Origin of the sequence: Haloferax larsenii (assembly GCF_024730625.1) — an archaeon.
GTDB classification, from domain to species: Archaea; Halobacteriota; Halobacteria; order Halobacteriales; family Haloferacaceae; genus Haloferax; species Haloferax larsenii.
Genome location: NZ_CP078065.1, coordinates 91,700 through 114,692, shown reverse-complemented (window position 1 = coordinate 114,692; position 22,993 = coordinate 91,700). Strand labels below are relative to the sequence as shown.

The following is a 22,993-nucleotide window of genomic DNA, read 5'->3' as shown; positions in this document are numbered from 1 at the left end:
TGCTGGCGTACGTTCGGTGATGACGACTCACGGAGAGCTCCCGAGCGTGCTGTGGATTACACTCGACAGCGTTCGGCACGATTACACGTCGCTCGGCACGCCAGACCGAGAGACGACGCCGAATCTCCAGGCAATCGCCGCCAGAGACGACGCGGTCTCGTTCGATTCGTGCTTTGCCCACGCCCACTGGACGCCGTCGTCTTCGGCGTCGATTCTCACCGGACGTCGGGTCTCGTCACATGGCATCGGATTCGCCGACACGACACAGGTCGCCCAGTTACCAGACAATCTCACGACCGTCGGAGAACGGTTTTCGAGAGCGGGGTACAACACGGCCTGCTTCAGCACCAATCCGTACCTCGGCCCCGTGACTGGGTTAGACCGCGGATTCGACGTCGGCCACTGGTCCACGTCGCATCTCGACATGCTCTCCGGTGCCGGGATACGGACAGCCCTGAAATACCTCCTCAACGTCAGGAAACTTGGCGGTGGGTTCTCGCTGTCGCTGCGCGACCACTTCGACCCTATCCACCCGCGCTATCAGACCGAAGTCGTCAAAGGCTGGATGCGGAAGCTCTCCCGCGACGGGCCGTTCTTCATCTACAACCACATCAACAGCACACACCACCCGTACAACCCGCCCGTGACGGTGCTTCGGCGGTACCTCGCCGGCACAGACCTCACCGCGAAAGAAGCGATACGGACGGCGCGCGCTATCACCGACGACATCTGGGGATTCATGGCGGAAGAGCGACCGCTCACCGAGCGCGAGAAGACCGCGCTCGTGGCCGTCTACGAGGCCGAAATCGCGTACCACGACACGCTCGTCGCCGAACTCTACCAGTACGCGATGTCGCTCGACACGCCGGTTATCGTCGTCATCACGGCCGACCACGGCGAACTGTTCGGCGAACAGGGCGTCGTCGGACACAACTTACTGCTCTCGGACGGCATCGTTCACGTCCCGCTCGTGGTCTCCGGACTCCCCGGACTCGACTCGCGTGGCGACGATATCGTCCAGCACATCGACGTGATGCAGACGGTTCTCGAATCAGTGGGGGCCGACGCCTCCGGGTTCGAAGGGGTCAACCTTCTGAAGCAGTCGCCCGGATTCGCAATCGCCGAACGCGGTCCCAGACCGTCGAACCTCGAAGCGATTCGCACGAAGAACTCGTTGTACGAGGGGGAGTACATGACCGACGCGCTCGCGATGCTCAGAACCGACACGTGGAAGCTCCTCCGAAACGGTGACGAGCACCATCTGTACCGACTCCCCGACGAGGAGACCGACCTCGCGAGGTCGTACCCGGACGTGGTCGAGACGCTGGGCGAGATTCTCGACGAGCGGGTGGGTTCCTCACCGGCCGTCGAAGATGTGGATGCAACTGCCGAGTACGACCCGGAGACGCTGTCGCGTCTGGAGAGTCTCGGTTATCTCTAAGGGTCTTCTCGGCTCTCTCTAAGAATTTTCTCGACTCCCTCTGAGACAGTTGGTGTCTCGCCTCGCGGGAAGTCGATTTTGTCGCCCCGATTTCGCGCTCGTTAGTGGGTTCAAAACCCGTTAGACGAGGTATAGTTATGCCCGTACGCAGCCCTCTTTCGAGGTAACTCTATGTGTTTCATCCCGCTCGGTCGGTCGGTGCTCAGTGCCGATTCTGCCGACGTTCTCGCAGACGAGCAGTCGCCCTTCCTTCGTATCGAACCTCTCGAACTGTATCGTGTTCACACTAACCGCTCGATGATGGAGGGGCGGACCACCGCTTTCTGAGCCATGCGCTCTCTGCTTCGTCGGTTCATCCCGTCAGGTGCCGTCGGCGAGCGAACCGTCAAAAGCGGCCTCTGGATGACCGGCATCAACGTCTCGAACCGCATTCTCTTGATGCTCATGGTGGTCGTCCTCGCGGGTCTCCTCGGCCCGACAGAGTTCGGTCTGATGGGGCTTGCGCTCCTGACGGTGACGGCGATGAACCAGTTTACCGAACTCGGCCTCGACGCCTCGCTCATCCAGCGCGAAGAGGAGGATGTCGACGCCTACCTCGACACCGTCTGGACCATCAAGTTGATTCGCGGAATCGTGCTCTTCGCGCTCGCGTACGTCGCCGCCCCGTATCTGGCAGCCTTCTTCAACGAACCGCGGGCGACCGATGTCTTCCGCGTCATCGCCCTCTCGCCGCTTCTCGTCGGCCTCCGAAACCCCCGTATCGTCTATCTCCAGAAGAACCTCGAATTCCACAAGCAGTTCGTCTACGACGTGTCGGGAACGCTGTTCCACGTGGGAGTCGCGCTCGCGCTCGGGTTCATCTTTGGAACGGTCTGGGCGCTCGTCTTCGGGACGCTGACCGGAAACGTCGTTCGCACCTTCGTGTCGTATCTCATCGACAGACGCCTGCCGCGACTGGTCATCGAGCGTGCTCGCGCCATCGAGATGATTCGCTACGGCCGCTGGATTACGGGGTCGGGAATCTTCATGTTCTTCTTCGCCAACGGCGACGACGCCTTCCTCGGGTGGTTCCTCGGCGCGACGGCGCTCGGGTTCTACCAACTCGCCTACCAACTGGCGAGAACGCCCTCGTCCGAAGTGACGAAAGTCATCTCGTCTGTGATGTTTCCGGCGTACTCGAAGTTACAGGGGAACCTCCGCGCACTCAGACAGACGTACTTCACGGTGCTGAAACTCACAGCAGTCGTCTCGATGCCGATGGCGGTCGGGATTATCGTCGTCGCCGGGCCGTTCGTGCACGCCTTCCTCGGGGACGAGTGGATTCCAGCGATTCCCGCGCTCCAGATTCTCGCGCTCTGGGGACTGATGCTCTCTATCGGTGCAACCTCGGGACCGCTCCTGAAAGCCATCGGTCGCCCGGACTACATCACGAAGGTGAACGTCCTCAAGACGGTCGCGCTCGCAGTCCTCATCTACCCCCTCACCGACGCCTACGGACTGGTCGGCACCGCCGCTGCGGTCGTGCTCGCAGGCGCACTCACCTCCGAACCGCTCATCAACTACATCGTGATTCGGGAGATAAAGGGGTCGTTCATCCAGTTCTTCGTCACCGTCGGCACGCCGCTGACGGCGAGTCTGGTCATGGGTGCGGCGGTGGTAGCGACCGAATCGATGCTCCCCGCGTCGGGGACCGCGCTCGGGTTCGCGGTGCTCGTCGTGACTGGCGTCGTCGTCTACACGGCGTGTATGGTTGCTGTCGAAGTCACGTTCGACTACGGAATGCGCTCGCTGGTCCGCGACATCGCGGCGAAGATAACCTAGTCTCTGGGGGTGTCCCGTGGCAGTTCCAGCGTCACCGCGGACCCGCCGAGTGGCGTCGTATCGAGTCGCACGCTGCCGCCGGTTTTCGTGACGACCCAGTGGACGAGCCACAGTCCGAGTCCAGTCCCGTGTTCCAGCGGCGTTTCCTCTCCGCGTTGAATGACTTCCCACTCGCTTTCTGGGATTCCAGGTCCGTCGTCTTCGATGCGGATGACGAACCGCGACTCGTCGGTCGGACTTCGGTACGCGTCGATGTGGACCGTCTCGCCACCGTGCTGGAGCGCGTTGGCGACGAGTTCCTCGACGGCGACACCGACGCGGTTGTCGACGTGTTCGGACAAGTCGGGGTCGACGGCGACTCGCACCGTCGAGTCAGGGAACTCCGAACGCGACGTCGAGACCACATTCTCGACGAGCGTTCCGACTTCTGTCGGATGGCCGTCGGATTCGAGGAGTTCGGTGACGGTCCGGGCCTTCTCGGCGAGTGACGTGAGGTTCGCTGCCGCATCGAGGATAACCGATGCGTGGTCGTCGATTTGTGGGTCGTCCGTTTCGGTCTGAATCATCTCGACGTATCCCGCGATGACGTTCATCCGGTTTCGGAGGTTGTGTCTGAGCATCCGATTGAGCACGCCGAGGCGCTGTCGGGTCAGTTCGGTCTCGGTGATGTCCGACTGGATAGCGACGTATCCGATACAGTCTTCCTCCTGTTCGATGGGTGCGATGGTCTGTGCGGCCGTGTAGAACTCGCCGTTCTTCCGCTTGTCGACGATTCGCTCTTGCCACGTCTGGCCCGCTTCGATGGACCGCCACAGTCTCGCGTAATACCGGTCGCTCATCTCCCCGGAGTTGAGTAGGTTCGGCGTTCGCCCGACGATTTCGTCTCTCTCGTAGCCGGTCGTCTGCTCGAACGCCGGGTTGACGTAGGTTATCTCACCGTCGCGGTCGGTCAGGTAGATGGCGTGGCCCGCCTGCTCGACGGCCATCTCGAACTCCCGAAGCCGACGCTCGCGGGCTTTCTGCTCTGTCGTATCGACGAAGATGCCGATAATCTCGCGAACACTGCCGTCCGGCTCGTAAATCGGCGCGGTCGACAGCGAGAACTCGCGCATCGTCCCGTCTCGCTGTTGTCGTTTGACCGCGACGTTCGAGAGGCCGTCCTCTTCGATGGAGCGTTCGACGGCGCGCTGGAACTCAGATTCCTGGTCCTCCGCGACGGTTGGAATCGGCCTCCCGAGGACTTCCTCTCGTTCCCATCCGAACGTCTCGGTCGCCGCGTCGTTCCAGATGGTCACTCTGCCGCTGACGTCGATGGCGATAATCGGCACCGGCGATGCGGAGACGACGCTCTGGAGGCGGTCGAGCGACGCTTCGACTGACGTCTGGTAGCGCTCGATTCGTCGGTTCTTCCGGGCGACGAGTATCCCGACGAACACACTCGAAACGACGACGAAGAACAGCCCTTTCGCCAGCGCTGACGCCGATACGAGCGGTGTTCCAAAGATGCCAGCCAGTGCGAGTTCACCACCGAGAATACCGACCGACCCGAACGCTAGATACGCGAGCGCGATGGCTCGCGCATCGAGTGTACCGAGCGGCGAATCGTCCATTGTGCAGTTTGCGAGTGTGTCGTGTATTAATAGGTGGTGGGTAGTCTTACGCCGTGAGAACTTCTGTGCGGCGCTCGAAACCGGATTCCGAAACACAATGCACATCTTTGCGCGGCCAATAGCGTAGGCGAGTTGCCTCGACGGGCACTACCGGGGCATCACATTCGCTATGAGACGACGAGACGCCCTCAAAACCCTCGGAATCGGTGCGCTCACAGCAACAGCCGGCTGTCTCGGCGGCTTCGAGCAACAGTCCGCGTGGCGCGACCCACCGCTCGTCGAGGACCGTCCGGACGCGGTGTATCTCCCTGCAATCACGGAGGGGATGAAGATGTACGGACGAACGTCTGCGGGCCCGTACGACGTGGCACTGACGTATTCGTACCCTCACCGGTTCTGGACGGTCGCTGGCACCGACCTCGAAAAGACGGTCGTCGAGGCCGACCATTCGCTTCACCTTATGGCCTCCGTCTGGGACCGAGAGACGGGGACCGTCCTCCCGCTCGACGCTGGCGTCACCATCGAAGTACTCCAAGACGGGTCGTTCGTGACCGAGGAAGTCGCCTATCCGATGCTCTCCCAGCGGATGGGGATGCACTACGGCTCGAACTACAGACTCGACGGCGAGGGCGACTACGAAGCCCGCGTTCAAATCGGCGGCACCTCGCTCCACCGAACCGGCTCGTTCGCCGGTCGGTTCGAGACGGCAGAGACGGCGACGTTCCAATTTACCTTCGCGACCGACGAACTCCACGACGTCGAACTCACCCGCCACGGCGACGAGGCGGGCACTCGCACCACAGTCCCCGCGATGGAGATGATGGGCGTCCCGACGGGGAAGGCTCCCGCTGTCGAGTCACTTCCGGGGACGCACCTCGGACGAGAGACGAGCGGCGACGCGATTTTCGACGCCTTCGTCGTCGACGACGGGGCGCGGTTCGATGCCGATGGAGCGTACGTCTACGTCTCCGCTCGCACCCCTTACAACGAGTTCATCCTCCCGATGATGGGTCTCACCGCGACGCTCGAACGCGACGGAGAGACAGTCGCCGAAGACCGACCCAGTCCGACGCTCGACCCCGACGTTGGCTACCACTACGGTCTTCCGGTTGATGCGGTCGAATCGGGCGACGTGGTCCGACTCGTCGTCGATTTCCCGCCGCAGGTCGCCCGCCACGACGGCTACGAGACGGCGTTCATGAACTTTGAGCGCCTGTCGTTCGAGGTCTGACGCCCGAGTAACAACAGAAACGTTCAGAACCACCCGACCGATACTTCGACGTAACACGGAATGAGCGACACCAGGAACGACGGCGACGGTCTCGACCGCCACGTCTGTGAGCGGTGCGGCGACGCCTATCCCTCGGCGCGATTGCTTACGCTCCACCGCGGTGCGAGACACCCCGACGACCTCACCGCCGACGAGGTCGAGGCGTACCGCGAGGTGTACTACGACGAAGAGCGCGAACTGAAATCGTTCCGAATCCGGGCGCTGGGCGTCCTCGTCCTCCTGTACTTCGGATTCCTCATCCTGTTCATCCTCTTTGCCTCATGAACCGCACGACGACACTCCGACGATTCGGTGTCTCGCTTCTCTTCGCGAGTCTCGTGTCTCTCCTCGCGGCCCCGGTCGCCGCCAGTAACGGCGCTGTCGGCCTCACCGGGGCGTCACAGGACAACCTCGCCGTCCCGCAGTGGCTCTATCTCGCGACGGGTGGGGCGACAGTCGGCGCGTCGGCCCTGCTTGCGAGTTTCGTGACCGATAGACGGTTCATCGAACAGGTCCACTCGTGGCGGGCGAGCGTCGCCCTCGACGACGTGGTCCGCCGAGGCCTCGGTATCGTCGGCAGCATCCTCGGCCTCGCACTGCTCGGATTCATCGTGTATCTCGGAGTCACCGGGCCGCAGACACCGACGCTCAACTTCGCTATCATCGTCACCTTCGCCGGACTCCGCGCCGGCTACACGATGTTCACGTACCTCGTCGGCGACACCTGGCGAGCGGTCAACCCGTGGCGGACGGTGGCGACGGTCCTTCCGAACGGCTTCGTCGAGTATCCGCACAAACTCGGTCGATGGCCGGCTGTCGCGGGTATTCTCGCACTCGTGTGGGTCGAGACCGCTGCCGGCGTCACGCGCCAACCGAACCTTCTCGCGGTGGCCGTCGCTGGCTACTCGGTCCTGACGCTCCTCGGCGCACTCCTCGTCGGGCCAGAGGACTGGTTCGACTGCGCCGACCCCGTTTCGGTGTTCCTTCGATTCTACGGGCGTGTGGCTCCGATTCGCTGGAACGACGAAGACGGGCTCTCGGTTCGGCTGCCGGGGATGCGACTCGTCACCGACGACGAAGTGACCGACCTCGCAGACGTCGCGGTCGCGGTCGTCCTCGTCTGGGAACTCACCTTCAGCGGCTTCGTGACGACCGAACAGGGTGCGGCCGCTATCACGGCCGTCGTCGAGGCGGGTCTCCCTGTGCTCGTCGTCTACGGCGTCCTCTACCTCGGTGGATTCGCCGCATTCCTCGGTCTCTACGTGCTCGCGAGTCGTCTCACCGTCCGGCGAATCGAGACCTTCGAGACGCCCCGGGCGCTCGCGGTCCGCTTCGCTCCCTCGCTTCTCGCAATCGCCGTCGGCTACCACCTCGCCCACTACTTCGGGTTCTTCGTCTCGCTGTCGCCGATGCTCGCTGGGGCGCTCTCGTCGCCGCTGTCACCACCCGCGAACCCGGTCGTCCTCACGCTTCCGGCGTGGTTCGGCGCGCTGAACGTCGTGTTCGTCCTCCTCGGACACCTTCTCGCGGTCTGGGTGGCCCACTCGCAGGCGTACGACACCTTCCCGAGTCGGATGCAGGCCATTCGGAGTCAACTGCCGTTCGTCGTGGTGATGATATTCTACACCATCGTCAGTCTCTGGCTCGTCGCGCTTCCGACTGCGTCGCCACCGTTCTTGTGAGTGTGTAATAATCAAACCGACTTAATTTGTTAATCTCTCGCAGTAGAATGCCGTGTACTAACAGGTGAATTATTAACTAATCAGTGACTACTGCCGGCTATGAGCGAAAAACGCGGTCGTGTCCCGGAAAACGAGGCGGACACGTCCGACGTCCCTCCAGACGATTGCGGGTGTGACGAGTCCTGTGACGTCACTGCCGAGACGGCGACAGACTCGCCGGAAGACACGACGGCAGATGTCCTGGAAAACTCGCCGGAAGACACGCCAGAAGATACACCGGAAGACGCACCGGCAGACGACGCGGACACAGGTGGGACTACCGCGTCCCAACGCGCCGAATTCGGCGTCCCGGAGATGGACTGCCCCTCGTGCGCCGGAAAGGTCGAATCGAGCGTTCGCGGTCTCGATGGCGTCGGCGACATCGACCCTCGAATCACTTCGGGGCGACTCACCGTCGAGTACGACCCCAAACGGACCAGCGTCGACGACATTCGGACCAGTATCGAGAGCGCCGGCTACGAGGTCACCGACGAACCGACGACGCGGACGCTCACGCTCTCGGTTCCCGAGATGGACTGTCCCTCGTGTGCCGGAAAAGTCGGAAACGCGCTGGACGACGCTTCGGGCGTCGTCGATTACGACACCCGACCCACCGCGGGGAAAGCCATCGTCACCCTCACCGCCGACGCTGACCCCGCTTCGGTCGTCGCGGCCGTCGAGCGTGCGGGCTACGAAGTCACCGGCACCGACGCCGAGGACATCGACGGCTCGGCCACTGACGACGGCACCGACAGCTCCGCCGAGAGTATCTGGCGAAGCACTCGCGCACTCAAGACGTGGGTCAGCGGCGGCTTCCTCGCGGCCGGTATCACCGCGGAGTTCTTCCTCGGCTTGGAACTCGTCGTCGCGTCACTCGTTGGCGTCTCGTTCACGCTCGCCGAAGTGCTCTACATCGTCGGCGCTGGCATCGGTGGGCAGGCAATCCTCCGAAACGGCTACTACTCGGCTCGAAACCGCAGTCTCGACATCGACTTCCTCATGTCGGCGGCGATTCTCAGCGCCGTCACCGCGAGTCTCATCTCCGGCCCGACGAGCCTCTATTTCGAGGCCGCGACGCTCGCGTTCCTCTTTAGCGTCTCCGAACTCCTCGAACGATTCTCCATGGGTCGCACCCGTGACTCGCTCCGCGAACTAATGGACCTCTCGCCTGACGAGGCGACTGTCAGACGCGACGGCGTCGAGACGGTCGTGCCGGTCGAGGACCTCCAACTCGACGACGTCGTCGTCGTCGCCCCCGGCGAGAAGATTCCGGTCGATGGCACCGTCGTCACGGGCAAGAGCGCGGTCAACCAAGCACCCATCACGGGTGAGTCGGTACCGGTCGACAAGACGCCCGGCGACGAGGTGTACGCCGGGACGGTCAACGAGGCCGGGTCGCTGGACGTTCGCGTCGAGTCCGTCGCGGGCGACGACACGCTCTCGCGCATCATCTCGATGGTCGAGGACGCGCAGGCGAACAAGACCGACCGCGAGCAGTTCGTCGAGCGGTTCTCGTCCTACTACACGCCGCTTATGGTCGTCATCGCCGTCACTGTCGCCGCTGTCCCGCCCATCGCGTTCGGTCTCGACTGGGTGACGTGGTTCGTCTACGGCATCACGATGCTCGTCCTCGCGTGCCCGTGTGCGTTCGTCATCTCGACGCCCGTCTCGGTCGTCTCGGGAATCACCTCGGCGGCCCGAAATGGCGTCCTCATCAAAGGCGGCACGCACCTCGAAGCGATGGGTGCGGTCGAAGCGATTGCCGTGGACAAGACAGGCACCCTGACGAAGGGCGAACTCGCCGTGACCGACGTCGTCCCGCTCAACGGGAACTCCGAAGACGACGTGCTCCGGTGTGCTCGCGGGCTGGAACGCCGCAGCGAACACCCAATCGGCGAGGCCATCGTCTCGCACGCAGACGGCGCGAACGTCGCCGACCGCAACGTCACCGACTTCACGAGTATTACTGGCAAGGGTGTTCGTGCCGACCTCGACGGCATTACACACTTCGCCGGGAAGCCCGGATTCTTCGAAGAACTCGGATTCGACCTCAGACACGCCCACGTCGCCCACGGCGACGGTGAACTCACCGACGAGGTCCGCCAGCTGTGCGACAGGCAGGGCTGTCTCAACCTCGTCGAAGACACCATCCCGCGCCTCCAATCCGAGGGGAAGACGGTCGTCCTCGTCGGCACCGAAGACGAACTGGAAGGGATGGTCGCGGTCGCCGACGAGGTCCGCCCGGACGCCCGCGAGACGGTCGAAAAACTCCAGTCGTTCGGGCTTTCGGTCGTCATGCTCACCGGCGACAACGAGGGGACCGCTCGCGCTATCGCCGACGAAGTCGGCGTCGACGACTTCCGCGCCGGACTGCTCCCCGAGGACAAAGTCGAATCTGTCGAGGGACTGCTCGACGAGTACGGGTCGGTCGCGATGGTCGGCGACGGCATCAACGACGCGCCCGCGCTCGCGACGGCGACAGTCGGTGTCGCGATGGGTGCCGCCGGAACCGACACGGCGCTGGAGACCGCCGATATCGCGCTCATGGCCGACGACATCTCCAAACTTCCGTACCTCTACGAACTCTCCAATCAGGCGAATTCTGTCATCAAGCAGAACATCTGGGCGTCGCTGGCTATCAAGGCTATCCTCGCTGTTGGCGTCCCGTTCGGGTACGTCAGCGTCGCGCTGGCCGTCCTCGCGGGCGATGCGGGAATGACGCTCGGCGTGACTGGAAACGCGATGCGCCTCGCCCGGATTCGGCCCGACGAGACCGACGACTCGCCGCTGTAACCCCGGCGTCTCTTATTGACAGTTTTCGAAGGAGTCAGTTCGCGGCCAAAAATACATGCGCGACCCATGCGACATTCTGGCATGGGAGAGACAGTCGAAACGAACTCGCTGGAGGTGCGATGGTTCGGAACCGGACCGCCGCCGACAGCCCTCAGTACGTGGCTTTCAGAACTCGGCCCGGCAGACACCGAGTCGAACGATGCCGCACGGCGTACCGACCTGTACTTCCCGCCGTTCGACCCGACGTTCAACCTCAAACTGCGCGGTGGCGACGCCGATGCCGTCGAAGTCAAGTATCGACTCGGGTCGGGAACGCGACACACTTTCGGCCCCGACGTGACGGGAACCGTCGAGCAGTGGTACAAGTGGAGCTTTCCGCTGGATTACGCCCCGGACCTCTGGTCGACAGACCGGACCGGGTTGTGGCTCCCGGTCGAAAAGACGCGGCTTCTGCATCCCTTCGAGCAATCGGTCCTTCGGTCGCTCGACCCTCGGCTCTCCGAGACTGGCGCGACGGCACACGTCGAGGTGACGGAGGTGACGGCGCGTTCGACCACGGGATGGACCTGCTGTGTGGAGGCCGCTGGAGAGCCAGCCGACCTCGAAGACGTCGTCGACGCTCTCGGAGACGCATTGTTCGGCGAGTCGTTCCCGGTAGAACTCGGGGAAGACCAGTCGCTCGGCTACGTCGAGTGGTTACGACAGCTCTCTGCGGACGTATCCCCGAACGCGGGAGTCAGACCTCCGTCGAAGCGGTGAAGCGTGGCGGCTAGTGTCGCGACTCGTGTTATCGGTGAATCGTGTATCTACGGTCCGAAATTGTATCAAACGGGGTGCAATTCTTGGGCCGCGAGAAACGGCCACTTCCACATAGTGACCCCGCTCCGAATTTAGCGTATGGTTGACGACCCTCGCACGCGACGTCGATTCGTGTGGCTCACCGGCACGGCAGCGATGGCCGGACTCGCGGGCTGTAGCGGAAACGGTGGTGACGATGGGGGCGCAAACGGCGGTGGAGATACTGGTGACACCGAGACGCAGGCACCCACGGCGACCGACTCCGGCGACGGCCTTCCGGAGGAGTATGTCACGGCAACGTCCATCGGGGGCAACGAGCGAAACCCGGAGCGCCTCTCCTCGAAAGAGGCCGTCTCGTATCAAGAAGAACCGAACGAGGGCCAGCAGTGTTCGAACTGCCGGTTTTACATCGAAGACAAGAACGGCGATGGGCTCGGTGCGTGTTCGATTGTCGAAGGAACGATTGCGCCCGAGGCCTACTGTGTCTCGTACGTCGAGTACGAGGCGTAGTCGAGCGCTAGCAGTGGCTATACGTCCCGACCCGAGCGGTCGGCTCCATCAGTCGTCTCTCGACACCGCACTCTGGATGCGGCAGTTCACTGCCTGTTCTTCGCCGTCGCGCTCGACGGGAATTACCCACTGTTCGCCACAGCCGAGGACCGTCACCATCTCGTCGTCCTGACGGTGTTTCACGGAGACGAACACCTCGTTGCGCTCGGGGTCGTGGTCGACGAGTTCTATCAGCACGTCTTCGCCCGCGATGAGCAGGTTCTTCGCGCCGTCTAACTCCATCGCGTACGATTCCGTGTTCCCGTCGGGGTCGGTGACGAACAACTCGACTGCGGGGATGTCCTCGCCGTCTGGGTAACTCGCGTCGACCGCGAGCGCACCGTCCTCGATTCGAATGTCGTGGATGTCCACCAGCGACGCCGCCACGCCGACCGAGTCTGCGACCTGCTGGCGGAGGTCACCCATCGGAATTCGAACCGACTTCCGAATCGTTCCCATACACCCTCGTATGAGGGGGGGATGTATGAGAGTGTCCGCTAGTCGGGCACAAAATCGGGGGCGTCAGCCACCTCGAATCACTCGGCGGTCGCCTCGAAGTCAGAGAGCGCACTCGCCAGTTGCGACCCCTCCGGGACGGCGGCGGCGAACTCCTCGGACCCGAACCCCACGTCGCCATTTATCGAGAGAAAGCCGAGGGTGCCGTCGTCGGCCTCGTCGAGCTTCGTGAGAAACGCCACTTTTCGCGTGGCCGTGACGCCCTCGACGACTGCATCGGGGTCTACCGATTCGTAGAGTGCACGATGTTCGTGGACGTGGCGAACGCACCGGCTCGTCGGCGCGAACAGCAGGAGGACGTTGACACCCGGTCCCTCACGGGCGAGTCGCGGGCGAACCTGGTGCTCGTCGTCTTTGTAGAAATAGCGCTCCATACGGCGGTATTGGCGAAGCACCTCGTTTGCCCCAGTCGCGTGACGGACGGCGGCGTCGGCCTTGAGCTCGATGAGGTAATCGACCGGCTCTGGCGTCCGAACGCGGACGTACACGTCGGCGACGCCGCGGTTCCCGTAGTGGTCGTACGGCTCTTCGAGGTGGATTTCCACGTCGTCGAAGGCCGCTCGGAAGTGCTCGACGATACGAGTCGCCAACTCGTCTTCACGCATCTGTCGGCTGAACAGACAGCGTCGGCGCGTTTAGGTCCCGCGATTACAGACCGACGAACGCTTCGCCGAACAGTTCAGCACAGTCCGAACAAAACGACTAATATCGATTGTATGGTAATGAATCGCTCACGTGCTAGATGAAACTCCAACTCACACACGGACGTCTCGATTTAGAACCGACCACGAACTGCCGTTCGACTCGGTAACGGGGCGGTTCTGGTGAACAGGCGCGTCGCGGTCGGGCTGTTTTCCCTCCTCGGTGGTCTCTGGGGGAGTTCGTTCGTCGCTATCGAAATCGGCCTCGAATTCTTCCCGCCGCTTCACTTCGCGGCGTTTCGGTACTACCTCGCGGGCCTCATCGTCCTCGGGTACGCCCTCGTCTCGACCGACTACTGGCGACCCCGGGACCGGACCGACCTGCTGCTCGTCGCCATCGCGGGCGGGTTGATGATTGGCGGGCATCACGCGTTTCTCTACATCGACCAGCAGTACGTTCCGGGTGCCGTCGCCGCAATCGTCATCAGTCTCGGGCCGGTGCTGACTGCCCTCTTTGCGACCGGTATCCTCGGCGACCGACTCTCCCCACTCGGGGCCGCCGGGTTCGCCTTCGGCTTCCTCGGTGTCGGACTCGTCGCCCAACCCGACCCGAACGCGCTCCTCTCCAGCGACGTCGTCGGCGTGGGAATCGTCTTCGTCGCTGCCGTCTGTTTCGCACTCGGCGCTGTCTTGACCCGTCCGTATTCGTCCGACATTCCCGCGCGAACCCTGCAAGCGTGGGCGATGCTCTTCGGCGCGGTGCTCCTCCACGTCGGTGGGGTCGCCACCAACGAATCGGTCGCGGCTATCGAGTGGACGCCGACCGCCATCGGGTCGCTCGCGTATCTCGCAACCATCAGCGGGGCCGCGGCGTTCCTCATCTACTTCGAACTCCTCTCGCGGTTCGGCCCGACTCAGATAAACCTCATCGGCTATCTCGAACCCGTCTCGGCGACGCTCCTGAGTTGGGCGTTCCTCGGCCACCTCATCGACCCACTGACGGCGGTCGGGTTCGTCTCTATCTTCGTCGGTTTCGCGCTCATTAAGCGCCGGGCGCTCTCCGAATTGGTCGTCTCCGTCCGTCACCAGTCGAGTTCGTAGTCTCGGTTCGTCGGCCCGGTTCGTCGGCCCGACTTGGGTGGCTCGGTTCGGGGGCTGACGCGCCTTTCTCGACGCCCCAGTCACTCGCCGAAGCAACGTACACAAGTACCTAGCCGAGCGAATACTCACTTAGTCAGATGCCCGCCGACGCCGTCCCTCCAGAACAGAAAGCACAGATTGCTCACGCGGTCCGTCAGGCACTCGCCAAACACGGCTATGCACGGTTGACGACGAAGAAAGTCGCCGCCGAGAGTGACAAGAGCGAGGCCGGGTTGTACTACTACTACGACTCGAAAGACGAGATGATTGTCGCGTTCCTCGAAACCTCGGTGGACTATCTCGCCCGCGAACTGGACGAGATTGCCGCCGACGGACACGAAGAACGCCTCCGAGCAGTCTGCGATTTACTCCTGGTCGACGAAGACGACGAGGCCGCCCGCGGCGTCAACATCGCCGTGATGGAACTCCTGTCGCACGCGCCGCACAACGAGACGCTTCGCGAACCCCTGTTGGAGATGGAACGTCACACGCTCGACGTGATTGTGGATATCCTTCAGGACGGCATCGAGGAGGGCGTCTTCCGCGACGTCGACCCCGAGGGAACTGCCGCGTTCCTCCTTTCGGCCACCGACGGCTACACCGGATTCGCACTCGCACTCGGGATGGAGGGCGTCGGTGACGGCCTCAGAGACGCTATCTCGGCGTACATCGACTCGCTTCTGGTGGAATAGTTCGCTGCGCTCTCTAACCTGTTCTCGACGACATCGCTTTCTGAGGGGCTGACGAGTACACGAGCCACTGTTCCGGCGAACGACAAGCCGGTCGAGACGAATCGTCCAAACACAAAGTAAGTACTTACTCAGTAGATTTATGCCGCTGCTCGTAGCACTTGGTGTTATGTTGACCACCACGAACCACACCCGACTACTGTCCATCCCCCGCTGGCGGACGATTGCTTCAGCATCAGTCACTCGTCGCGGTGGTGGTCAACGATGAGTCTTATCGAAGACGTGACGCTCGGAATCCATATCCTCGCTGGGTTCACGGCGCTCTTCGCTGGACTCGGTGCTATCGTCACGAAGAAAGGTGGTCGCCGGCACCGTCGGGCGGGCCGAATCTACGTCCTCGGGATGGCTGTCGTCGCAGTCACGTCACTCGTGCTCTTCGTCATCGAACCTGACCTGGGTCGGACGTTCCTCGCGCTCTTGGCTGTTTTCAGTTACTACTTCGTCTTCTCGGGCGACCGCGTGCTCTCGCGGAAACGACCCGCCGATAGTCCCGAAACGCTCGACTGGATTGCGGTCGGCCTGCTCACGCTCTCGGGTGTCGGACTCCTCGGGCTGGGGTGGTACTTCCTGACTAACGGCAGTGAATTCGGGACGATAATGCTGGTCTTCGGTGCGCTCGCAGTCGGGGCCGGTGTCCAGGATATTCGGAAGTTCCGGAGCGAGGAGTCGACGCCGCGGGAGTGGTTCTACGAACACATCTCTCGGATGGGGACTGCCTACATCGCGACCGTAACCGCATTCTCGGCGGTCAACTTCGACTTCTTCCCGGTCGTCGCGGCGTGGCTGTGGCCGACGGTCCTCGGGACGCCACTCATCTACTTCACAATCAGGAAGTACAAGCGGCAGACTCGTTCGAGGGCGTCGCCGACGGCGGACTAACTGCCGCGCTGTTGCTGCTGTTCGGGCACGTGGTTCTCCCGTTACGCCTCGCTCACTGTTTCTCGCTCCCTGCTTCTCGCTCCCTGCTTCTCGCTCCCTGCTTCTCGCTCCCTGCTTCTCGCTCCCTGCTTCTCGCTCCCTGTTTCTCGCTCTTGTTTGGTCCAGTGTCTCTCGCCGACCACGGCAGTCTCTAGTCAATAACAACACACAACATTTGAATAATAGCACTTATTATCTTCAGACAGAGTTCTATTAACATGAGACAGCAGACTCGCCGCGGTTTCGTTGCGACGTGCGCTGGAACTGTCGCCGCTAGCCTCGCAGGGTGTCTCGGTTCCGCGACTGGTGGAGACGACCCGGCAGACGGCACACGCGCAGCGGCTTCGTTCTTCGTTTTCGGCGACATCGCCCGGCACGTGGCAGGCGATGTGGCGACCGCCGAGACGCTCGTCCCGACGGGACAGCACGGACACGGCTGGGAGCCCGGACCGGACGTTCAGGGTCGCGTCCTGCAGTCGGACCTGTTCGTCCACGCCATGTCCGGGTTCCAACCGTGGGCCGACGACATCCGAACGTCGCTCGACGCAGACGGTGCAGACGTGATGAGTGTCGATATCACAGCCGACATCGACCTGCACGAACTCGGCCCAGACGGTGGTCACGCCCACGGAGACCACGAGGAAGACCACGCCGACGAACACGACGAGACTCACACTGACGAGCACGACGACGGTCACTCTGACGACCACACCGAAACGCACGCACACGAGGAATCTCACGACGGACACGAGGAGCACAACACGTCGGAGGAGGACCACCACGATACCACAGCGGAACACGGCCACGACGAGTCCGACGCCCACGACCACGACACCGAGGACGAGCACAACCACGACACCGAAGACGAGCACGACCACGACCACGGCAACGTCGACCCGCACTTCTGGTTAGACCCGAAACGCGTCCAAACCGCGACGCAAACGCTCCGTGACGCGTTCCAATCTATCGACGATACCAACGCAGACGCGTACGCGGCGAACGCCGCGGCCTACGAGGAGACGCTCTCGGACCTCGATTCGGCGTTCGAATCCGGCCTCGAATCCCGAACGCGAGACGTCGTCCTCGTCGCCGGACACAACGCCTACGGCTACTTGGAAGACCGATACGACCTCACCGTGGTCACGCTCTCGGGCCTGTCCCCCGACGACGACCCGACGCCGCGCGACATCGAACGCGCGCAGGCCGCAATCGACGAACACGACATTCAGCACATTCTCGCTGACCCGCTCGAATCGGACCGTGCCGCGACCCAACTCCTCGCGGAAACGGACGCGACGGACATCCTTCCGTTCACGTCGATTCCGGGGCTGACCACCGAGTGGACCGAACAGGACTGGGGCTACGTCGATATCATGCGCGAGGTGAACCTGCCGTCGCTCCGGACGGCACTCGGAGCGGAATGACGGTCGTCTCACTCAGCGACGTCGCGTTCTCCTACGGCGACGTTCCAGTCATCGACGGCATCTCGCTCGATATCGAAGCCGGCGAGTTCCTCGGACTCGTCGGCCCAAATGGGTCGGGAAAGAGCACGCTCCTCCGGTTGCTTCTCGGCCTCGAACGACCGGACCGCGGCGAGGCCCACCTCTTCGGTGAGCCAGCACACGAATTCGGAGACGGAGAACGCATCGCCTACGTCGCACAGGACGTCACCGATGCGGCCCGCGACATGCCGATTACCGTCCGCGAGGTCGTCAGGATGGGACGGTACCCGCGCAACCTGTTCGGCCGGTTTTCGGACGCCGACCGCGCCGCAGTCGACGGCGCACTCGACAGAGTCGACATCGCCGACCTCGCAGACCGGCGCGTCGGTGCACTCTCCGGCGGGCAGCGCCAACGCGTCTTCGTCGCCCGCGCGCTCGCCGCAGAATCCGACCTGCTCGCGCTCGACGAACCGACTGTCGCACTCGATGCAGAGTCCCGCGATTCGTTCTACGACCTGCTCGCAGACCTCAACGACCGCGGGCTGACTATCGTCTTGGTCGAACACGACATCGGGGTCGTCACGGCACGAGCCTCCCGTATCGCGTGTCTGAACAGAGAACTCTACTTCCACGGCGATTCGGAAGACTTCGCCGAGAGCGACGCCCTCGCCGCAGCTTACGGGGCCAACCAACGGGTGTTGGACCACTCTCACGACCACCACGATGCCGAAACGCACGCGAGTCCGGATTCGGAGGCGAAGTCGTGACGGCCGCCATCGAGTTCCTCCCGCCGCTTCTAGTCGTCAACGTACTCACCGGCCTTCTCGATTGGTTCCTCGTCGCCGTCGACGGCGGATTCTCGTGGGTCGCGGAGGCGACTGGGCTCCAGTTCCTCGGCTATCCGTACATGCAGCGAGCGTATCTGGCGGTCCTCTGTATCGGGGTCGTCGGTCCGCTCGTCGGCTCGTTCCTCGTCTACCGCGACCTCTCGATGGTCGGCGACACGCTCGCTCATACGGCGTTCGCGGGTGTCGCAGTCGCGCTCTTCCTCGACGCCACGCTTTCGATTGCCGTCCCGCCACTTCTCGGTGCGCTCGTCGTCGCCGTCATCGCGGCGTTGCTCGTGCAGGCACTCGTCGAGTACACCGACGCCCGGAGCGACGCCGCCCTCGCGATGGTGTTGACCGGTGGGTTCGCCCTCGGGAGTGTCCTCATCTCGCTCACCGGTGGCGGCATCTCGGTGGGTATCAATCAGTACCTCTTCGGGTCGCTGGCAACCGTCTCGCGCGCCGATATCGGACTGCTCGTCTCGATGGCGCTCGTCGTCGCGGTCGCGGTCGCGGTCGCGTACCGCCCGCTCGTGTTCGTGACGTTCGACGAGACGGCTGCTCGCGCGTCGCGCGTCCACGTCCGCGTGGTGAACACGCTGCTGTCGATTCTCACCGCCTTCGTCGTCGTCAGCGCGATGCGAATCATGGGCGTCATCCTCGTCGCGGCCCTGCTGGTCGTGCCCGTCGTCACCGCGTCCCGACTCGGGCACAGTTTCAAACAGTCGATTTGGTACGGAATCGTCGCCGGGGAGTTCGCCGGATTTGCAGGTGTCACGCTCGCCTACCTGTTCGGACTGGCCGCAGGCGGCTCTATCGTTCTCGTCGCTATCGGTGGGTTTGTCGCCGTTGCCGTCGGTTTGCGGGTCTCTCACTAGCAAACCTACCAACTCCCGAATCATTTCTCGGTAGGTGTCGACCAATTCGTCGTTTCGCTGCGACCTGTCCACCGAGTCGAGCCAAGCGATGACGATTCACCATATTTTAACATCCTCTACCACATAAACCACCCAATGCCAGATATTTCAGATTCTCTCCGACTCCTGTTCGAGACATCTATCGAGCGTCAGAATGGCCGCTACGTCGTCCCGATTCCGAAAGAACTCGTCGAGGGTGGGTCCCTCTCGACCGACGAACTCTACCGTATCGCACTGCTTTCCGCGCCGGATGCCGAGCTGACGCCGGACCAGAGTGAGTCGTCGACCGAGGCGTCGACTGAATCGACACAGCAGACGTCCGAAGAGACGACTCGCTCGAAATCGTCGACCGAACAGTACCAGTCGTCGGACCAGTACACCCGTCGGTCGCGCACCCCACCGGTCGAGGAAGGCGAAGTTCGCTCTGTCACTATCGACACGCTCGGTGACCAAGGCGACGGCATCGCCAAGGTCGAACGCGGTTTTATCATCATCATCCCCGGCACCCAGCCGGGCGACGAAGTCGACGTGAAGGTTACCGACGTAAAAAAGACGGTCGCGTTCGCAGAGCCGGTCAGCGAGCCGACTGTTAGATAATTCAATTTCGTTCCTTCGGATTTTTCGACGCACGGAGCCGGCGAGCGAGTCGTGGAGTCACCATCCCTCTCGACGGACCAGTAGGGTTTTAGACATTTGTCGTCTCTGTTGAGCTATGTCCCCTACTCCCTCGCTTGCGAAGCTCCTCCCGAACGAATTCGTCCCACTCCGTCGAATCGGACGATATGCGTGCTATTCACTCACGCTGGTTGCACTGGGGTTTCTCGGTGCAGATATCGTGTTTTTCGTTCTGGATTTGTTCACTGGTCTCGCCGAGGACGTTCTTGGATACGTATTTGTTGTCGTATGGGACGACCTGTTGAACCTCGTGCGAGATGTCGTCAAGGCGTTCGCGCTACTCGTGGCGCTGGGCGTCTTCCTCTCGCAGTTCGAGACGGGAACGGCGTGACTCCTGTCTCGAAATCGTATTCACACTAAAATCGGTTTTCGCGTCACCGAGCGGTGGGCGAACTGTGTCGGTGACGGACGGCGCATCCGCCACACGCGACTGTCTGCTTGGCTGGCTATCGCCACGCCTCGTGTCGTCGCACCCGAATATGGAGAGTGCGTCGTCTTCAGCCCAGCAGTCCGAGCTTCTGTACTTCGTCTCTGACCACTTCGATGGCTTGCTCCGCTTGGGCGACTTCCTTCGCGCCGGTGATGACGACCTTTCCGCTGCCGAACATCAGCACGACCACACTCGGTTCTTCGAGGCGGTAGACGAGGCCGGGGAACTGCTCGGGTTCGTACTCGACGTCTTCGAGGCCGAGACCGATTGCCAGCGCGTTCAGGTTGAGGTTACTCCGCAGGTCCGCGCTCGACACGATGTTTTGGACCGTAATCTCGGGTTCGTCCGGAAGCGGGATGCCGAGGTCGCTGAGTTCCTCGAAGAGGATGTCGAGCGCCGCGTGGACGCCCTCGACGCTGTCAGCGCCGGTACAGACGATTTTTCCAGACCGGAAGACCAGACAGGCAGACTTCGGGTCGCTCGTTCGATACACCAAACCCGGGAAGTTGTCCGGGTTGTACTCCGTGCCCGCCATATCGAGTGACAGGCTCTTGAGGTCGAGTTCTTGCTCGATGCCGGTCGAGGCGACGACATTCTGTATCTCTATCGACTCGACGACGTCCGTCCCTGACATTTCGTGAACAAGATTGCACCGCGACGTGTTTAAAGTGGGGGTCTCTCGACGCACCCACTCGCCGCCGTCGAATCGGGAGTGTGTTGTACGAATCTTTTATGGTCTGAGGTCGGCTGTGTTGGTCCATGTCGAACGGTCGGGAGTCGGACACGCCAGAGCAGGCGGCCGAATCGAGCGGTCGCCGACCGCCGACCTCGTTTGTCGAGCAGGCGAACGCGGCCGACGAGTCCATCTACGAGACGTTCGAAACGACGTGGCCCGACTGCTGGGAGGCGGCAGCAGCGCGACTCGCGTGGGACGAGTCCTACGACACTGTCCTGTCCGGCGATGGGCCGCCATTCGAGTGGTTCGCGGGCGGGACGCTCAACGCGTCGTACAACTGCCTCGACCGCCACCTCGAAGCGGGTGGGAAGAACCGCGTCGCCATCAAGTGGGAGAGTCGAACCGGCGACACGCGCGTCTACACGTACCAGGACCTCTCCCGCGAGGTCAACGAGTTCGCGGCCGGACTCCGAGAACTCGGCGTCGAGGAAGACGACGTGGTGACGCTCTACATGCCGAACATCCCCGAGTTACCTATTGCAATGCTGGCGTGTGCCCGCATCGGCGCACCACACAACGTCGTGTTCGCCGGTCTCTCTGCCGACGCGCTCGCGACCCGGCTCGAAAGCGCCGAATCCAACTATCTGGTCACGTGCGACGGCTACTACCGCCGGGGCAACCCAGTTCTCCTCAAGCGAAAGGCCGACGACGCGCGACTGAGCGTCGACCACGACATCCGGGAGACAGTGGTCGTCGACCGCCTCGACGGCGACACCCACCTCGGGGAGACCCAACACGACTACCACGAACTCGTCGAGCGACATGCCGGCGCTGCGGTCGACCCAGTCGAGCGCGCAGCAAACGACTGCCTGTTTCTCATCCACACTTCGGGGACGACCGGCGAACCGAAGAAGGTCAAACACACGACCGGCGGCTACCTCGCACACGTCGCGTGGACGACCGAGACAGTACTCGACCTCGGTCCCGCTGACACCTACCTGAGTACAGCGAACATCGGGTGGATTAGCGGCCACTCGTACGTCGTTTACGGCCCGCTCGCAGTGGGCTCGACCGTCGTGATGTACGAGGGCGCGCCAGACTACCCCGAGAAAGACCGTCTCTGGAACCTCGTCGAGTCGAACGCGGTAGACGTGTTCTACACCGCGCCGACGGTGATTCGCTCGTTCATGAAGTGGGGCTCCGAGTACCCGGCCGCACACGACTTGTCGAGCCTCCGCCTCCTCGGCACGGTCGGCGAGCCAATCAATCCCCGCGCGTGGGAGTGGTATCACGAACACGTCGGCGGCGGCCGCTGTCCCATCGTGGACACGTGGTGGCAGACCGAGACCGGCGGCATGATGGTCACGACGCTTCCGGGAGTCGACGAAATGAAACCCGGTTCCGTCGGGCGGCCGCTTCCGGGCATCGACGCACAGGTCGTGGATGCGAGCGGGTCGGAGTGTGGCCCGAACGAACCCGGATATCTCGTCGTCCGTCGGCCGTGGCCGGGGATGCCGCACGCGCTCCTCGATGGGACCCGGTGGGCAGATGGCCAGTCTGTGCCCGCCGATATCGACGGGTGGTTCTACTTCACGGGCGATGGCGCACGAAGAGACGACGACGGCTACATCACGGTCCTCGGACGTGTGGACGACGTCATCAACGTCTCGGGGCACCGTCTCGGAACGATGGAAGTCGAGTCGGCAATCGTCGACGTCGACCACGTCGTCGAGGCGGCAGTCGTGAGCATCGACGACCCGCAAGCCGAGGGAATCTACGCCTACGTCACCGTGGAGGCGGACGTCACCGGCGACGACGCGACCCGAAAACGAATCGAGGACCGCGTCCGCGAGCGTATCGGTCCCATCGCGATACCGGAAGAAATCGTCTTCACTCCGGACCTGCCGAAGACCCGGTCTGGAAAGATAATGCGCCGCTTCCTCGAAAACATCACCAACGGTGAGGACTTCGGCGACACCTCGACGCTCCGCAACCCCGAAGTCGTCGGCGAACTGGAGTCTATCGTCCGAAATCGGACCGATGTTTCGGAAGAATAGCG

General features: G+C 62.7%; 22 protein-coding genes. 18 read left to right on the top strand and 4 right to left on the bottom strand.

Translation table 11 applies throughout. The annotated features are described in order from the left end of the window. Window positions 1-19 precede the first annotated feature (19 nt). From KU306_RS18020 to KU306_RS18010, 3 genes are all read left to right on the top strand, one after another. Window positions 20-1,441 (top strand): sulfatase, encoded by a 1,422-nt coding sequence (locus tag KU306_RS18020; RefSeq protein WP_007541260.1) that lies wholly within the window; start codon window positions 20-22, stop codon window positions 1,439-1,441. 171 nt (window positions 1,442-1,612) lie between these two features. Continuing rightward, complete coding sequence (locus KU306_RS18015) at window positions 1,613-1,768, top strand: hypothetical protein (RefSeq protein WP_258303830.1); 156 nt, start codon at window positions 1,613-1,615, stop codon at window positions 1,766-1,768. A 3-nt stretch (window positions 1,769-1,771) separates the two neighbouring features. Continuing rightward, window positions 1,772-3,262 carry a lipopolysaccharide biosynthesis protein gene (locus KU306_RS18010; protein ID WP_007541258.1) on the top strand — a complete coding sequence of 497 codons (1,491 nt, stop codon included), beginning with the start codon at window positions 1,772-1,774 and terminating at the stop codon, window positions 3,260-3,262. On the opposite strand, the gene KU306_RS18005 is transcribed toward KU306_RS18010, so the two are convergent. After that, complete coding sequence (locus tag KU306_RS18005) at window positions 3,259-4,872, bottom strand: PAS domain-containing sensor histidine kinase (RefSeq protein ID WP_258303829.1); 1,614 nt, start codon at window positions 4,870-4,872, stop codon at window positions 3,259-3,261. The two genes, KU306_RS18010 and KU306_RS18005, sit on opposite strands and share 4 nt — an antisense overlap. A 169-nt stretch (window positions 4,873-5,041) precedes the next feature. Here KU306_RS18005 and KU306_RS18000 point away from each other — a divergent pair, with 169 nt between their 5' ends. From KU306_RS18000 to KU306_RS17975, 6 genes are all read left to right on the top strand, one after another. Further along, window positions 5,042-6,103, top strand: coding sequence for a DUF7350 domain-containing protein (locus KU306_RS18000; RefSeq protein ID WP_258303828.1), 1,062 nt, complete (start codon window positions 5,042-5,044; stop codon window positions 6,101-6,103). A 60-nt stretch (window positions 6,104-6,163) separates the two neighbouring features. Continuing rightward, window positions 6,164-6,427, top strand: a complete 264-nt coding sequence (locus KU306_RS17995; RefSeq protein ID WP_258303827.1) for a DNA-binding protein — start codon at window positions 6,164-6,166, stop codon at window positions 6,425-6,427. Then, entirely contained in the window at window positions 6,424-7,824 is a 1,401-nt protein-coding gene (locus tag KU306_RS17990; protein WP_258303826.1) for a hypothetical protein, read from the top strand. The genes KU306_RS17995 and KU306_RS17990 overlap by 4 nt, the downstream gene beginning before the upstream one ends. Before the next feature lie 99 nt (window positions 7,825-7,923). Then, a complete protein-coding gene (locus tag KU306_RS17985) occupies window positions 7,924-10,656 on the top strand; it encodes a heavy metal translocating P-type ATPase (RefSeq protein ID WP_258303825.1) in 2,733 nt (910 codons plus the stop codon). Window positions 10,657-10,737: 81 nt separating this feature from the next. After that, entirely contained in the window at window positions 10,738-11,415 is a 678-nt protein-coding gene (locus tag KU306_RS17980; RefSeq protein ID WP_258303824.1) for a hypothetical protein, read from the top strand. A 138-nt stretch (window positions 11,416-11,553) separates the two neighbouring features. Further along, entirely contained in the window at window positions 11,554-11,964 is a 411-nt protein-coding gene (locus KU306_RS17975; RefSeq protein ID WP_258303823.1) for a high-potential iron-sulfur protein, read from the top strand. 48 nt (window positions 11,965-12,012) lie between these two features. Here KU306_RS17975 and KU306_RS17970 read toward each other — a convergent pair whose 3' ends face one another. Together KU306_RS17970 and KU306_RS17965 are read right to left on the bottom strand one after the other, a co-directional pair. Next, window positions 12,013-12,462: a hypothetical protein gene (locus KU306_RS17970; RefSeq protein WP_007541244.1), complete on the bottom strand. Its 450-nt coding sequence runs from the start codon at window positions 12,460-12,462 to the stop codon at window positions 12,013-12,015. Between the two features lie 77 nt (window positions 12,463-12,539). Continuing rightward, the gene (locus KU306_RS17965; RefSeq protein WP_258303821.1) at window positions 12,540-13,124 is read right to left on the bottom strand and encodes a hypothetical protein; all 585 of its coding nucleotides are present in this window, start codon (window positions 13,122-13,124) and stop codon (window positions 12,540-12,542) included. 219 nt (window positions 13,125-13,343) lie between these two features. On the opposite strand from KU306_RS17965, the gene KU306_RS17960 reads away from it, so the two are divergent. From KU306_RS17960 to KU306_RS17925, 8 genes are all read left to right on the top strand, one after another. Then, the gene (locus KU306_RS17960; protein ID WP_258303820.1) at window positions 13,344-14,261 is read left to right on the top strand and encodes a DMT family transporter; all 918 of its coding nucleotides are present in this window, start codon (window positions 13,344-13,346) and stop codon (window positions 14,259-14,261) included. Between the two features lie 137 nt (window positions 14,262-14,398). Next, a complete protein-coding gene (locus KU306_RS17955) occupies window positions 14,399-14,992 on the top strand; it encodes a TetR/AcrR family transcriptional regulator (RefSeq protein ID WP_007541238.1) in 594 nt (197 codons plus the stop codon). 261 nt (window positions 14,993-15,253) lie between these two features. After that, window positions 15,254-15,928 (top strand): DUF2306 domain-containing protein, encoded by a 675-nt coding sequence (locus KU306_RS17950; protein WP_258303819.1) that lies wholly within the window; start codon window positions 15,254-15,256, stop codon window positions 15,926-15,928. Window positions 15,929-16,185: 257 nt separating this feature from the next. Next, the gene (locus tag KU306_RS17945; protein ID WP_258303818.1) at window positions 16,186-17,391 is read left to right on the top strand and encodes a metal ABC transporter substrate-binding protein; all 1,206 of its coding nucleotides are present in this window, start codon (window positions 16,186-16,188) and stop codon (window positions 17,389-17,391) included. Beyond that, a complete protein-coding gene (locus KU306_RS17940; RefSeq protein WP_258303817.1) occupies window positions 17,388-18,176 on the top strand; it encodes a metal ABC transporter ATP-binding protein in 789 nt (262 codons plus the stop codon). The genes KU306_RS17945 and KU306_RS17940 overlap by 4 nt, the downstream gene beginning before the upstream one ends. Continuing rightward, a complete protein-coding gene (locus KU306_RS17935) occupies window positions 18,173-19,114 on the top strand; it encodes a metal ABC transporter permease (RefSeq protein ID WP_258303816.1) in 942 nt (313 codons plus the stop codon). Before KU306_RS17940 ends, KU306_RS17935 begins: the two co-directional genes overlap by 4 nt. 135 nt (window positions 19,115-19,249) lie before the next feature. Then, the gene (locus KU306_RS17930; RefSeq protein ID WP_007541228.1) at window positions 19,250-19,750 is read left to right on the top strand and encodes a TRAM domain-containing protein; all 501 of its coding nucleotides are present in this window, start codon (window positions 19,250-19,252) and stop codon (window positions 19,748-19,750) included. A gap of 115 nt (window positions 19,751-19,865) precedes the next feature. Beyond that, complete coding sequence (locus KU306_RS17925) at window positions 19,866-20,159, top strand: hypothetical protein (protein ID WP_007541226.1); 294 nt, start codon at window positions 19,866-19,868, stop codon at window positions 20,157-20,159. Window positions 20,160-20,325: 166 nt separating this feature from the next. Here the strand turns inward: KU306_RS17925 and KU306_RS17920 are convergent, their stop codons facing one another. After that, on the bottom strand, window positions 20,326-20,892 hold the full coding sequence (locus KU306_RS17920; RefSeq protein ID WP_007541224.1) for a TATA-box-binding protein: 567 nt from the start codon (window positions 20,890-20,892) through the stop codon (window positions 20,326-20,328). Window positions 20,893-21,017: 125 nt separating this feature from the next. Between KU306_RS17920 and acs the strand changes: the two genes are divergently transcribed. After that, the gene (acs, locus tag KU306_RS17915; protein WP_258303815.1) at window positions 21,018-22,991 is read left to right on the top strand and encodes an acetate--CoA ligase; all 1,974 of its coding nucleotides are present in this window, start codon (window positions 21,018-21,020) and stop codon (window positions 22,989-22,991) included. Window positions 22,992-22,993 lie beyond the last annotated feature (2 nt).